Origin of the sequence: Halomicronema sp. CCY15110 (genome assembly GCF_016888165.1) — a bacterium.
In the GTDB taxonomy this organism is placed as follows: Bacteria; Cyanobacteriota; Cyanobacteriia; order Phormidesmidales; family Phormidesmidaceae; genus Halomicronema.
Genome location: NZ_JACSWC010000441.1, coordinates 28444 through 41975, shown reverse-complemented (window position 1 = coordinate 41975; position 13532 = coordinate 28444). Strand labels below are relative to the sequence as shown.

The following is a 13532-nucleotide window of genomic DNA, read 5'->3' as shown; positions in this document are numbered from 1 at the left end:
TAAGCGCAATCGCTGTACCCCCTCGTGCTTCGTCAGTTAAAACCACCGATTTGCTGGAGCGAGCACACCCCAGCATGCTTGAATCTATTGTGTGAAACTTACAAACCCCAAAGGTCAATCGTGGCTAGACTCGGTCAGTTTGCGCCTGCTTTAATAGACCCTAACGCTCCGGAATAAACGAGTCCTCGGCGAGTGTCTAGCGTCAAAATCGTGCCGTCGCGGATTACCTCTGTGGCTCCTTTAACGCCCACAATGACGGGAATACCCAAGCGTAGCCCTAGTACCGCCGCATGACCTGTCGGGTTGCTATCTTCTGTCACGATGCCGCCCGCTTGCCGAATCGCTTCCACAAAATCAGCGCTCGTGTCGCGCACCACCAAAATTTCTCCTGGGTTGAAATCCGTCACATCCAGTCCCGAGTGGGCTACCCGCGCCCGACCACTCACCGACCCCTCGCCAATGCCCACGCCATTGCCCAGCACTGCCGTGACAATATCGACCTTGATTAAGTCCGTCGAGCCCGAGACCCCCTGCAAGGTCCCCGCCGTCATCACCACCAGGTCACCCTCTCGCAAAAAGCCCTTTTCCTGGGCCACATTCATCGCCGCCTGAAAGGTTTGGCTCGCTGAGGGCAAATCCAGCACAATCAAAGGGCGCACGCCCCAGACCAACTGCAACTGGCGAGAAACATCCACATGGGGCGTCACCGCCAAAATTGGCGTCTTGGGCCGAAACTTGGAGACGTTGCGCGCCGTCGCCCCCGACTTCGTTAGCGTCATAATCGCGGCCGAATTGAGCTGGGATGAAATGCGCGCCACTGCTTGACTGATGGCATTCGGAATCGATCGCGGCGAGCCCACCATCTCTTGGGCTTCGTGGCCAAAATTCTCCTGCTCCGTGCGCAGCGCCACCTGGGCCATCGTCTTCACCGCCTCAACGGGATATTTGCCCACTGCCGTCTCGTTGGACAGCATGACGGCGTCAGTGCCGTCCAAAATCGCATTAGCAATGTCCGACACTTCGGCTCGCGTGGGTCGCGGATTATTGACCATACTGTCGAGCATCTGGGTCGCGGTAATGACTGGAATGCCTAAACGATTAGACGTGCTAATGAGCCGCTTCTGCAAAATCGGCACTTCTTCTGGCGGCAGCTCTACTCCCAAGTCGCCCCGCGCCACCATCACCCCGTCCGAGAGGGACAGAATGGCGTCCATTTGCTCGATCGCTTCGTGTTTTTCAATCTTGACGATCACGGGCACGCGCTTCCCCGCATTCGCAATCAGTTCCTTGATCTCCAAAACGTCTTGGGGATTGCGGACAAAACTCAGGGCAACCCAGTCCACCCCTTGGTCTAGGCCAAAGACGAGATCCTTCTTATCTTTTTCCGTCAGCGCCTTAATGGAGAGGTAAACGCCGGGAAAGTTCACCCCTTTGTTATTCGACAAGACACCGCCCACCACTACGCGGCAATGTAGATCGCCTTTTTCCGGCTCCACCGACTCCACGACCATTTCGACTTTGCCATCGTCCAGCAAAATCGTGGCCCTATTGGGCACTTCTCGGGCCAGCGGTTCGTAGGTCACAGAACTCATGCGAGACGAGCCCGGCACCGCCCGACTGGTCAGCGTAAATTCATCGCCCTTATTGAGATGAATCGAACCATCTTCAAAGCGCCCCAGGCGAATCTTGGGGCCTTGCAAATCTTGCAAAATGCCGACGGGCTGATTGAGCTCAAACGAGACTTGGCGGATTAGCTTGACGCTGCGCTGGTGATCTTCGTGGGTGCCGTGGGAAAAGTTGAGCCGTAGGGTTGTAGCCCCAGCTTCGATCAGCGATCGCAATACTTCGGGCTTTTGAGTGGCAGGGCCGATCGTTGCCACAATCTTGGTGCGTCGCAAAGCATTTCGAAGTTGCATAGCCGTTCTACGGAAAGGAATGAAGTGAAATTACGAACCTGAGAGCGCCGTGAAATCTAATCGCTTCGTAGCAGTTCTCTACATATAAGCCTACGGGATAGTAGCACGTTAACTCCGCTTCCTGGTGTCAACGCCTGGCAATCCCCCTGGTCCACCAACTGCTCAGGCGGGCCGCCTCAGCAGGGGTCAAAATATTGGCGTCAAAAAATTCGGGGTCGCCCGCCCTGGTGACGTACCCAGTCTGTACACCACCCTCACGAGATCGGCAGCTCGCCCAATCCAGATTTTGTGGTAGATACCGCTGCCTGAGATCCAGATCGGGGCCGTTGAAACGTAGCAGTCTCGGTTACCGTTGGAGTAGGCGCATTATGGCTCCTTGTGGGGCCACGATTTCTCGTCCCCATGAGTTGCGCCCTCACCGTGAAGCCCCCTTAGCAGAACGTCGAGATCGGCTAGTCGAAAGCTCCCAAAGGCGTTGAGAGACTAAATGAGACGATGTCACAAAACTTTATTGTTGCCCCTAAGTACCGTATACTACCGAAGTTAGATTAAAGGAGCTTTGCGTATGTCGGTGGCTGGTGGTCTGCCCCTGACAGTTCCCAAAACTGTGCCCTCTAGCTATCTCAAGGCAGACGATGGCTTGAGTCCTAACTTATTAATGCTACTGACCTCAGTAGTCTTGATTGCGACTTCAACCATGGGCTACTTTCTCTGGGGATGGTTTGGCTGGTGCGTGTTTTTAATGAATGTGCTGGCACTGCATTTGGCGGGCACCGTTATCCATGACGCTTCACACAACGCTGCACATCGTAATCGTGTGGTGAATGCGGTGTTGGGCCATGGCAGCGCGTTGATTCTTGGGTTCTCCTTTCCTGTATTTACGCGGGTGCATTTGCAGCATCACGCCCACGTCAACGATCCCCAAAATGACCCCGATCATTTCGTCTCCACGGGCGGGCCATTGTGGTTGATTGCGGCGCGCTTTTTTTATCACGAAATTTATTTTTTTCAACGGCGGCTTTGGCGCAAGTGGGAGCTGCTGGAATGGTTCCTGGGTCGCTTGGCGGTGGGACTCCTGGTGTTTACCGCCGTTCAGTTAGATTTTCTGGGCTACATTTTCAATTACTGGTTTTCGCCCGCATTGGTGGTGGGCATTGCGCTGGGCCTCTTTTTTGACTATTTGCCCCATCGGCCTTTTGAGGAGCGCGATCGCTGGAAAAACGCCCGTGTTTATCCCAGTGGCATTTTAAATCTCCTCATCATGGGCCAAAACTACCATCTGATTCATCACCTGTGGCCGTCGATTCCCTGGTATCGCTACAAGCCAGCTTATGAGGTCATGAAGCCGCTGCTTGATTCCAAAGGATCACCTCAGTCGCTCGGCATCCTCAACGGCACAAAAGACTTTTTTGGTTTTTTGTATGACGTCGTGCTCGGCATTCGCTTCCATTCCCATAAGTCAACTCAAGAACCGGATTCCTAATCGGCTGAGGGGGAATTTAGTCGACTTTACGAGTCCCTGGGGAGTCAGCCGTTAGGATAGAGAGCAGTAGTCCTGCAAGACTTGGTCAGCGGACTGACACTTTTGAGTTGATGGCACTGGGCATGACGACTAACACGGAACCAACCTTAGAACCCGTAATTTACGAAGGGCAATTTGGCACCTTCACGGTTGATGCGAGCGATCGCAAAGAAGTGATCCAATATCGTGCTGGCCTCGCGATCGCGGCGGGCAGCTTTGCCCTGGGCACGGCAGGTATTCTCTGGCGCGGCGATGTGGACTGGGTCGTACAAAGTATCAGCGGACTCTACACCCTATTTTGGTTGGCTTTGGGCTACAGCCTATTCAAGATCCATATTTACTTGCGTCCCCTGCATCGGCTGTTGCAGGCGTTTTGGTTGATTGGTGGGGTGGCGTCTTTAGCGATCGCTCACTTCTCGCCCGAGCCCTTTGCCCAGACCGTGTTCGACTATCCCGCCACGATTTGGGGCATTGGCTTTACCTTTGCCGCATTGAACGGAATTTATTTTAAAGAGGCGTTCTGCTTTAACCGGATTGAGACCAAAGTGATGACGCCGCTGGTTCCCCTCTTGCTCCTCGGGCATCTATTTCAGTTTTTGCCCATCCAGTGGGAAGCCGGATTACTCGCGCTTTGGGCCGCTAACTTTCTGCTATTTGCCTTACGGAAATCGGTGCAGCCTTGTCCTGATGATATTGGTGACAAAAGCGTCTTCGCCTACCTGGAACAGCAGCGCCAACAGCCGACGACCAGCCCTTCCTAAAAGGCGTCATCAGTCAATTTCAGCAACCTTTGGGAGCAAGCGGTCGCGCGCGCGCATTCACTCCACCAGCGAGCCAGCGAGGGACAGTTGCCCTTTTGCCAAAAGGATTTGACGGCTAAATAATGACGCGCCCTAGGCAATGAAGCCGCTGGGCTGAAGGTTGACCTGACGCGGCATGATGCCGCCGACCTACCTGAGGCGATCGCGTGGTACTCGTGGCCCGCATCTCGGGCATTCTAACCCCAGGGTTGAAACCGACATCGGGGGCATCGCATTGTCGCAGGAAAAATCGTCGCAGGAAAGCATACTGTGGTTTGCCTGGAGCCAAATTCACGGCTTAGGGCCAATTTTACAAAAGCGCCTGGCGCAACATTTCGGCTCCTTGGCATTGGCGTGGGAAGCCCCGCCGGATGAGCTCTTGGCGGTGGAGGGCATTGGCCTCAAGCTGGCGTGGGCGATCGCCGAACACCGCCCGCAAATCGATCTGGAGACTACCAGCCCCGCCACCGAAAACTTCATCACGCCTGCCGACGCCGCTTACCCCGCTCTGCTATACGAAATTCCGGATCCGCCGCCAATTCTTTACTACCAGGGTGATTTAGCCTTACTGTCAGCCTGTCAGCAACGGCCAGCGGTGGGCATTGTAGGCACTCGCAGCCCTTCAGAGTATGGCAAACGGTGGACTCGCCGTCTCACGAAAACCTTGTGTCGCGCCGGGTTTTTGATCATCTCTGGCCTGGCCGATGGTATTGACCGCATCGCCCATGAAAGCTGCCTGGAAGCTCAGGGTGAAACCATTGCCGTTTTGGGCACGGGGGTTGACGTGTTTTATCCCTACCGCAATCGAGATTTATATCGAGCGATTGGTCAATCAGGGCTGCTGCTGAGTGAATATCCCCCCGGCACCCAACCTGAAAAAGCGCATTTTCCCCAGCGCAACCGCATTATTGCCGGGTTGAGCCGGGCCACCTTAGTCACGGAAGCCCCGCGCAAATCTGGGGCACTGATTACCGCCAAGTTAGCGAACGATTACGGTCGCGACGTGTTTGCCCTCCCGGGTTCCCTCGACAACATTCGCGGCCACGGCTGTTTAGACATTTTGAGTCAGGGGGCGCAGATGATTTTGCGCGAAGATACGCTGGTGCAAGCGTTAGGAGAAATTCCTGTGGAGCCGTCGCTGCCGATCGCTCCGGCCCCGCCGCCTGATTTACCGCCGCTCTTATTGACCGTGTTTCAAGCGGTGACTGCCGAACCGCGATCACTGGATGCGATCGTTCAGCAGGTCAATGAACTGTCCACAGGCGATATTCTCAGCGCCCTGACACAGCTAGAACTCATGGGGCTCATTAGCAGCATACCGGGCACGCAACAGTATCAACTCGGCGCGGAGTAAACGGGTACCCTTCACCTTGTTTCTGGTTTCTGGTTTCAATCCACAGTCTGTTACATGGAGTCGCACCAAGCGATCGCCTCCCTTACACTAGCGGACAAGCCCGCTGCCGCCGTTCAACTCCAACCTAATTCCGCGTGACCAGAACATGACCCAAACAGTTCACTCCGCTCAGCCCCCGCTGGATTTTCTGCCTCCCAATTTTGATCCCAAAGTACTGTGGCTGATGAAAACGGCGCTGCCAGTCTGGATGCGCTGGAAAAGTAGCGTCAAAGCGCTCAACCTTCAAGGGGCGGAAGTACTGGTTGACCTCTTTCACCAATTTGCGGCGCAAGAAGCCCGATTTCTCATCGCGTTTCGTCACCCCAGCCCCGACGACGCCTACTGTCTGATGAACCTGCTGTGGAACCAGCTCCCCCAAATTGCCCAAGAACTGGGCCGCCCCCTGCCCCAAACGCCCCACGTTCACTTCATCTACGATCGCGGCATTCCCCTCTGGGCGGGCGACTGGATCGGGAGTTTGTATTCGCGATTAGGCGGCACCTCCATTCAGCGGGGCAAGGTCGACCGCCAGGGGCTCAAATCAGCCCGTAACTTATTTGCCAATGGACAGTTCCCGATGGCGGCAGCGCCCGAAGGGGCCAACAACGGTCATAGTGAAATCGTCAGTCCGTTTGAGCCGGGGATCGCTCAACTGGGTTTTTGGTGTGTGGATGATGTGCAAAAAGCCCAGCGCTCGGAAGCGGTCTTCATTGTTCCCTTGGGCATTCAATATTTTTACCAGGATGCTCCCTGGCAACCCCTTGCGGCTCTGCTGGCCCAGCTAGAGACCGAAGTGGGAATCACAGCGTCAACCACGGCATCGAGCTTGCCCGCTGAGCCAGAGGCGATCGCCCAAGCCCTCTATCCCCGTTTGGTCAACCTCGGCTGGCGGCTACTCGAAATGATGGAATCCTACTACAGCGATTTCTTTGAAGCGTCGTTTATGCCTGCCGAAACGACCCTTAATCAATCGGCCAATGAGCTGGCGGAGCGGTTAAATCGCTTACTCAATGCCGCCCTACAAACGGCTGAGTCGTTTTTTCAAATTCCCGCCCAGGGCTCCGTCATTGACCGCTGCCGCAAAATTGAGCAAGCCGGTTGGGACTGGATTTATCGAGAAGATTTGCGCCCGGATAAGGTCCTGTCGCCCGTCGAGCGGGGGCTGGCCGATCGCATCGCCGAAGAAGCCACGTTGAGAATGTGGCATATGCGCCTGGTGGAGAGCTTTGTCGCGGTCACGGGCGAATATGTCCAGGCCAAACCCTCGGTCGAGCGCTTTGCGGAAACGCTGCTACTGCTGCGCGATACCATTGCTCGCATTAAAGGCGACAATCCGTTTCCGCGTCCAACTTTGGGCGATCAACTCGCTTATCTCTCAGTTGGGGAACCGTTGTCGGTGAGCGATCGCTGGCCAGCTTACAAGGCCAACCGCCGCCAAGCGATCGCTGGCCTCACCAACGATTTGCAAACTGCGGTGCAAGTCCTCATCACGGCGGAGAAACCGCCGACACCGTAACGGGCGCGATCGCCGTGATCAACTCATTTATCCGCTGCTGATAAGCCGCCACCGTCAAGACCGGGGTGCTGGCAGGCAAGGTCGCCAGCGTTGGCAACTGCACCCAGGAGCGGCAGCCGCCATAACGTTGTTCATCGGTCAGGGTGAGCGGCGTGGCAAAGCGATGCACTCGCAAGCAGAGGGCGTAGGCTGGGCGTTCCGGTTTCCAGGCCAAGCGATCGCTCAGCCAATCATCCGTCCAAATGTGAAAGGGATGGAGTCGTTGAACGATGTCTGGCCCCGTCAACGCCAGTTGATGGCTAATTTCCACCCAACCCGGCAAAGTCAGCTCATCGCCCACTTGGGGTACCGTCTGCAACTTGACTCGGGAATGCCAGGGGGCTCGCAGGGCCTCAGTGGCCTGATGCTCGTAGGTGGGAAATAGGATGGTGCGATCGCTCGGTACTTCGAACACGGGCTGCGCCTCCCGGATGCCGCCCTTGCGAATCAGGACGATTAACTCTCTCGCTAACAGAGCTTCCACTGCGACGGCCCATTCTTTCAAGGCCCAGGTAATTTTGCTCAAAATGGTGCCTCCTGCCGTGACGCCAGTGTCATTGCCTCAAGATTAGCGCGATGGTTTCAGTTAGGGCAGCAACTGTAACGCCTGGGGAGTCGTCAAGACGGCGTCCGCGTCCGCGATCGCGGGACTGCCCCCCCAGGTAACGCTGACAAATCCGGCGCATTGGCCATTGTGAGCCAACTGTTGATCTAAGGCTGAGTCGCCAATGACCAAACAGGCGTCGGGGGAGACGCCTAGCCGCTCGGAGGCAGTCCACACCACTTGTGGATCGGGTTTCACGGGCGGCGCTTCACTCCCTGCGCTCCACGCGATTGTGGCCGCCAGATTGTAACAGTCCAGAAAATCTTGAATGTTCGCAGTGGTGTCTCCTGACAAGACCGCCATCAAGAGTCCTTGTCGTTGTGCCTGCTGTAGTAGTGCCGGAATGCCCTCGAACGGTGGCGTCCACTCAGCTTTGCGGGTAACGTGGCGATCGCTCTCCGCAAAACTCGACTGCACCCGTTGCAGCGAGGCAGCCCACGCATGGCCCTGAGCCGCTACATAAGCAGCCGCCGCAATTTCGTTTTCATAGCGAGTGCCGACCGCCATCAGTCCAGCGGGATCATAACGATCCGCCGCACAGCCAAAAGCCGCCATCAGATCATCGTAAATACCAGGAAGCTGTTGGTTTAGGTGGTGCGATCGTCGCTTCGCCAGTTCTTTTAGAAAGCCGTGCGAATCGGCCAAGGTGCCATCCTTGTCCCACAAAATGGCCGAAATATTTTGGAATTGCTGATCGCCACAGCACACGGTCAAACCAGCCATTTCATCTCCAAAAGCATGCCATCCAATCCTAAAGGGCCATCAAAAAAGGGCCGTAGCTCATCGCTACAGCCCTCGAACTTCCACCTGATTCAGATGAACCTATTCTTCAGAATCAGAGAAATCATCGTCAACATACTCGCTAGTGTCGTCACCAGCTGATTGAGCGGCTTCCTCTTCGGCTTTTTTCGCCATCGCTTCGCGATACTTTTCAGCCATTTCTTCCGCTTTGTCGAAGACCAAGTCGGGGTTTTTGACCATATCGCCCGGTTCCGGCTCTAGCTGCTTAGTCGACAGCGAAATCCGACCGCGCTCGGCGTCAAGGTCAATAATCATGACTTTGATTTCATCATTCACGTTGAAGACGCTGTGAGGGGTATCAATGTGGTCATGGGAAATCTCAGAAATGTGCAGCAGACCGCTGACGCCTCCGATGTCAATAAAGGCACCGTAGGGTTTCAAGCCGCGCACCGTACCGAGTACGACTTCGCCCACTTCCAAACCGTTCATCTTGCGCTCAACTAAGGCACGACGATGGCTGAGAACGAGGCGATTACGCTCTTCGTCCACTTCCAAAAACTTCAGGGGCAGCTCTTCGGCCACCAAGTCTTCCTTCGGCTTCCGGGTGCTGATGTGAGAACCGGGAATAAAGCCGCGCAGTCCCTCAATGCGTACCAATGCACCGCCACGGTTGGTCGCGAACACTTCGGAACGAACGGTCGCGTCTTCTTGTTGCAACTGGCGCACTCGCTCCCAAGCACGCATGTACTCAATGCGGCGAATTGACAGCGTGAGCTGACCATCTTCGTTCTCATCGGTGAGAATAAAGAACTCACGGGTTTCGTCGGATTGCAGAACCTCTTCCGGGCCTTCCACACGGTTGATGGACATTTCCTGGATGGGAATGTAGGCGGCAGTTTTAGCACCGATATCAATGAGTGCGCCTCGGGGCTCTAAGCTGAAAACTGTGCCAGCAACGGTATCACCGGGATTAAAGTGATAGTCGTACTTATCTAACAGTGCTGCGAAATCTTCGTGGGTAAACCCAATATCTGGGCCCTTTTCCTGCTCTACCTGATTGACCATGCTAATGTTTACCTACCGTTTTCTCCGTGATGAGTTTTCTCCTCAGTTCGCAAGGGACCGAGCAAAATGGGTTGAGACCCATAAAGTTGTCTCACTTCTAAGCAGACGAGGTTAGCGGGAGACTAATCTCTCGCAAGAGTTACGATTATACCCGAAAACATTGGCCTTCGGGTCTAAAACTTGTTTGCTACTCTCTGTATCGCTGGTCTGCAAACGGCTTCAACCAATTTCTAGTCGGCCCGCCATCACTGCGATCGCGGCATCACTTTTCTGCCGCGTCGGCACATCTCAGATGGTCGAATTCATGAATTCGCCGAAGGTCGGCATCTTCCCTACGAGCAGGAAGGCCAACGGTAAAAGGCCGATAAAGCATTGCTCTTAAAGGCTTTGCCACGACCCAGCTAAGCCTATTGCCTTGTTACATACTCGATATTCTTGTCTTTGCTCCCGGTTGAAGTTGCCAGAAAGTCGTTCAGAGTTGGCCAGGACGTGAGGGCAAAAGTGCCTCAAAATGGCTCGGCGGCTTGTCCCTACTCACGCCGTGAAGGTACCGAAACGGGCCGATCATCAAGATCAGGACGTAGGTTTCTGGCTTCTCGCAGATACACATGCCCGACTGGCTCATGCAGGACTGGCACCTGTGCATGCATCAACACGCGAATGCAGCGCGGCAAGCTACCCGCTACGTGCATATGCTGCACGTCTAGCAGGGGGACGGCATCCCAACCGGGACGCTGGCGAGCCGCCGCTGCCGGAAACAAAGCGTCTAAATCTTGAGTGACGGAAAACGTGACGCTAATCAAATATTCAGGGCTGAGGCGATTTTGCGATTCAATCGCGTCTAATAGCTCATGGGTCGCATCGGCGATCGCTTCAGCCGAGTTTTGAGACACAGTGATGGCACCCCGGATCCCTTGAATTCGCCAACCCACATTTATTTCCTCCAACATGCCTTACCAGAATATTAAGTACTCTTTATTTTTGAAATATCAAACACGGAATTAATTAGCGTCAATCCTAGCAGTCTCTACCGCAGCAAATCGTATTGGCTGGACTCAGGAACACGTTGTCCAGAATTTGAGGGGGCTTGGGGACGACCCAGCATCCCAACGAAACTGGTTGAGAGGGCGATTGATGTTCACCTGGGCTGCCTGGGCAACTCGCGATCGCTCTTGGCAACCCACACTCGTGCAGCGTCAAGCCTAAAACTTAGGGCTTGCTCCTGGAGGGAGCCACTGCGTGAATGACCAGCTCAGCCCGAACGCCCAGTTCTCGCTCATCCTGAGTTTGTCGTAGGCCGTGCCTGCCCGCAGGGCAAGGATATTGGCGAGCGTGATCACCCTGAAATCAAACACTGACAGAACACTAGGGACGATAAAGCCACAAGGGCAAACCCGAGGTCGAGATTTCAAACTCTAGCCAATTGGTGACCGTTTGCAAGTTAGTTGAGGCTTCTGGAAAGAGTTGCGTCAACATCGACTGACTCCGACCCGGCAAAAACTTTTGCAGCCCCGTCTTTTTCGCTTCAATCTTTTTCACAGGGGCTTTGTCAGGGTCTAAGCCCGCCAGTTCAGCGGCCCAGCGGCGCGCGTCCTCTTCAGTCCCCAACCGATCAACCACGCCTAGCTCCAGCGCTTGTTCGCCGGTAAAGATGCGGCCATCGGCAAATTCGCGCACCACTTCTTCTGCCAAGCCCCTGGCCTGGGCCACGGTTTTGACAAATTGACCGTAGCTGATATCAATTAGTTCTTGCAAAATTGACTGCTCAGCATCGGTAAGTTCACGATCAAAAGCCAGAATGTCCTTGTATGGTCCGGATTTAATGACTTTGAAAGAAACGCCCACCCGGTCTAGTAGCCGTTCCAGGTTATTGCCGCGCAGAATGACGCCAATGCTGCCGGTAATCGTACCGGGGTTAGAGACGATGTGCTTTGCGCCCATGCCGATGTAGACACCGCCCGAAGCCGAGATATTGCCGAAGCTGGCCACGACAGGAATTTCCTTGTCTTGGAGCCGCAGCAAGGCGTTATAGATTTCTTGAGAGTCGCCGACCGTTCCCCCCGGGCTATCAATTCGCAGCAACACAGCCGGAAACTTCTTTTCGATGACTTGCTCCAGCGCTTCTAAAACATTTTTGCGAGTGGTGCCAGCGATCGCGCCACTGACTTCAATGCGGGCGATCGACTGTTGAGCACGAGATTTAAATGGCCAAATCATAGATGGGGCAGGCTAAGTGAAGGTGATGAGTTTGCAGTATTTGCCAAAACTGAAGCCACCGTTGGTAACGGATAGCTTGCTTAATAACAAACGTTTATCGCCCATTGTACCCGCCTGACTGAACCCTCTGAGCAACGCCGGGAGAATGGGGGCGCTGGCTAGGGACTTCAAGTTTCTTTATATTGAAGTAACGTTTGTTCAACAGTTTGGCGATCGCTCACTCCGCCCATGGCCTTAAACCTATCGACGACTAAGCCTCTCTTGCGGCTGCCGATCATCGTTTCGCCCTTTTTTCTGTGGGGCACGGCGATGGTGGCGATGAAGGGAGTGATCCCCGACACGGCTCCTTTCTTTTTAGCGACGATGCGACTGTTACCCGCTGGGGTGCTGGTGCTGATCTTCGCGCTGCTGATGGGCCGGAGTTTTCAAGTCAGTGGGCGGGGATGGTTTTGGATTGCCTTGTTCGGTCTGGTGGATGGAGCCCTGTTTCAAGGATTTCTAGCCCAGGGCTTGGTCCGGACTGGCGCAGGATTGGGGTCGGTGATGATTGATTCGCAGCCCCTGGCGGTAGCGTTAATGGCGCGATGGCTATTCCAAGAGCAGGTCGGCGCTTTGGGCTGGCTAGGGCTGGCGATCGGGCTGGCTGGGATCACCTTGCTCGGACTGCCCGACGAGTGGCTGATTAGTGTTTTTCAAGGCAATTTTACGTTGTCGGAGTTGCCCGCCGATGGCCTGATGCTGCTGCGGTTACTCTTTGACCAGGGCGAATGGTTAATGCTGATGGCCGCGCTATCGATGGCGGTGGGCACCATTTTGATTCGCTATGTCTCGCAAGAAGCCGATCCAGTGGTCGCGACGGGGTGGCACATGGTGCTGGGAGGACTCCCGCTAGCTGCCCTATCCCTGGTGGGCGAGCAGCAACCTTGGGTGGGCATCAGCCTGACGGGTTGGGGCGCGATCGCCTACTCCACTATTTTGGGCAGTGCCCTCGCCTACGGGGTGTTTTTCTGGTTGGCGTCTCGCGGCAACCTCACCAGTCTCAGCGCTCTCACCTTCCTGACACCCGTGTTTGCCCTCTTGTTTGGCAATCTTTTTTTGGGCGAGGTGCTGAGTTCGATTCAAACCTTTGGGGTGTCGCTAACGATTGTCAGCATTTATTTGATTAATCAGCGCGAAACCTTGACCCAGTGGGTGTTGGGTAAGTGGCAACTCATTAATAAACCGCCCGTTGAATCCAACAGTTAAGGGATCGGCGAGAAAATAAGATCCCGGTGTTGATGGGTTGGTGAGGTGGTGGGTAGGCGGGACAGATTCAAGTTGCGAGCATGTCCCTAAAACAATCGGGCACAGGCCAAGTAGTTGACGTCAACTGTATGTGTTTAGCGTCAAGCTACCGCCGATCCCCCTCTATCCCCCTTGAAAAGGGGGACTTCTAACCCATGACTTACGAGCCCCCTTTCTAAGGGGGCGGCGACAGCGGGGGATCTTACGGAACGCTAAACAGATACCGTCAACTACTTGGCCTGTGAAGCGGACGAGAGCTGACAAAGTGCGATATTTGCGCTGGGGCGATCGCGCTTCACATCGCAACTTCAGCAGTGCAGCAGGGTGGCCTAGCGCCCCGCCGCAACTCTCTCAAAAATAAATAATGAATACAGTCTAAGAATTGGAACACCGGGTCACCGTTGCCTAGCTTTTTTGGCTAGACTAACTTTCAAC

General features: G+C 54.9%; 11 protein-coding genes. 5 read left to right on the top strand and 6 right to left on the bottom strand.

Annotated features, from left to right (window positions below; translation table 11 throughout):
- Nucleotides 1-134 precede the first annotated feature (134 nt).
- Complete coding sequence (gene pyk, locus JUK32_RS26985) at nt 135-1916, bottom strand: pyruvate kinase (protein ID WP_204141988.1); 1782 nt, start codon at nt 1914-1916, stop codon at nt 135-137.
- A 565-nt stretch (nt 1917-2481) separates the two neighbouring features.
- Here pyk and crtR point away from each other — a divergent pair.
- The 4 genes from crtR (at nt 2482) to JUK32_RS26965 (ending at nt 7147) form a co-directional block, all read left to right on the top strand.
- Complete coding sequence (gene crtR / locus JUK32_RS26980; RefSeq protein WP_204141987.1) at nt 2482-3399, top strand: beta-carotene hydroxylase; 918 nt, start codon at nt 2482-2484, stop codon at nt 3397-3399.
- 122 nt (nt 3400-3521) lie between these two features.
- Nucleotides 3522-4199: a DUF2301 domain-containing membrane protein gene (locus JUK32_RS26975; protein WP_204141986.1), complete on the top strand. Its 678-nt coding sequence runs from the start codon at nt 3522-3524 to the stop codon at nt 4197-4199.
- A gap of 175 nt (nt 4200-4374) precedes the next feature.
- Complete coding sequence (dprA, locus tag JUK32_RS26970) at nt 4375-5592, top strand: DNA-processing protein DprA (RefSeq protein ID WP_239113152.1); 1218 nt, start codon at nt 4375-4377, stop codon at nt 5590-5592.
- A 145-nt stretch (nt 5593-5737) separates the two neighbouring features.
- Entirely contained in the window at nt 5738-7147 is a 1410-nt protein-coding gene (locus JUK32_RS26965) for a 1-acyl-sn-glycerol-3-phosphate acyltransferase (RefSeq protein WP_204141985.1), read from the top strand.
- Here the strand turns inward: JUK32_RS26965 and JUK32_RS26960 are convergent.
- The 5 genes from JUK32_RS26960 to sppA form a co-directional block, all read right to left on the bottom strand.
- On the bottom strand, nt 7119-7712 hold the full coding sequence (locus JUK32_RS26960) for a DUF1802 family protein (protein WP_204141984.1): 594 nt from the start codon (nt 7710-7712) through the stop codon (nt 7119-7121). The genes JUK32_RS26965 and JUK32_RS26960 overlap by 29 nt on opposite strands.
- Nucleotides 7713-7772: 60 nt before the next feature.
- Entirely contained in the window at nt 7773-8513 is a 741-nt protein-coding gene (locus tag JUK32_RS26955; protein WP_204141983.1) for an HAD family hydrolase, read from the bottom strand.
- 99 nt (nt 8514-8612) lie between these two features.
- Entirely contained in the window at nt 8613-9596 is a 984-nt protein-coding gene (locus tag JUK32_RS26950) for a 30S ribosomal protein S1 (protein WP_204141982.1), read from the bottom strand.
- Between the two features lie 530 nt (nt 9597-10126).
- Nucleotides 10127-10546 (bottom strand): chorismate mutase, encoded by a 420-nt coding sequence (gene aroH, locus JUK32_RS26945; protein WP_239113151.1) that lies wholly within the window; start codon nt 10544-10546, stop codon nt 10127-10129.
- Nucleotides 10547-10961: 415 nt separating this feature from the next.
- Nucleotides 10962-11813 carry a signal peptide peptidase SppA gene (gene sppA, locus JUK32_RS26940; protein ID WP_204141980.1) on the bottom strand — a complete coding sequence of 284 codons (852 nt, stop codon included), beginning with the start codon at nt 11811-11813 and terminating at the stop codon, nt 10962-10964.
- 228 nt (nt 11814-12041) lie between these two features.
- Between sppA and JUK32_RS26935 the strand changes: the two genes are divergently transcribed.
- Nucleotides 12042-13058 carry a DMT family transporter gene (locus JUK32_RS26935; protein WP_204141979.1) on the top strand — a complete coding sequence of 339 codons (1017 nt, stop codon included), beginning with the start codon at nt 12042-12044 and terminating at the stop codon, nt 13056-13058.
- The last annotated feature ends 474 nt before the right edge of the window (nt 13059-13532 follow it).

Coding starts and splice junctions, on each gene's coding strand:
- pyk (WP_204141988.1), bottom strand. CDS start 1,916: ATGCAACTTCGAAATGCTTTGCGACGCACCAAGATTGTGGCAACGATC.
- crtR (WP_204141987.1), top strand. CDS start 2,482: ATGTCGGTGGCTGGTGGTCTGCCCCTGACAGTTCCCAAAACTGTGCCC.
- JUK32_RS26975 (WP_204141986.1), top strand. CDS start 3,522: ATGACGACTAACACGGAACCAACCTTAGAACCCGTAATTTACGAAGGG.
- dprA (WP_239113152.1), top strand. CDS start 4,375: ATGATGCCGCCGACCTACCTGAGGCGATCGCGTGGTACTCGTGGCCCG.
- JUK32_RS26965 (WP_204141985.1), top strand. CDS start 5,738: ATGACCCAAACAGTTCACTCCGCTCAGCCCCCGCTGGATTTTCTGCCT.
- JUK32_RS26955 (WP_204141983.1), bottom strand. CDS start 8,513: ATGGCTGGTTTGACCGTGTGCTGTGGCGATCAGCAATTCCAAAATATT.
- JUK32_RS26950 (WP_204141982.1), bottom strand. CDS start 9,596: ATGGTCAATCAGGTAGAGCAGGAAAAGGGCCCAGATATTGGGTTTACC.
- aroH (WP_239113151.1), bottom strand. CDS start 10,546: ATGTTGGAGGAAATAAATGTGGGTTGGCGAATTCAAGGGATCCGGGGT.
- sppA (WP_204141980.1), bottom strand. CDS start 11,813: ATGATTTGGCCATTTAAATCTCGTGCTCAACAGTCGATCGCCCGCATT.
- JUK32_RS26935 (WP_204141979.1), top strand. CDS start 12,042: ATGGCCTTAAACCTATCGACGACTAAGCCTCTCTTGCGGCTGCCGATC.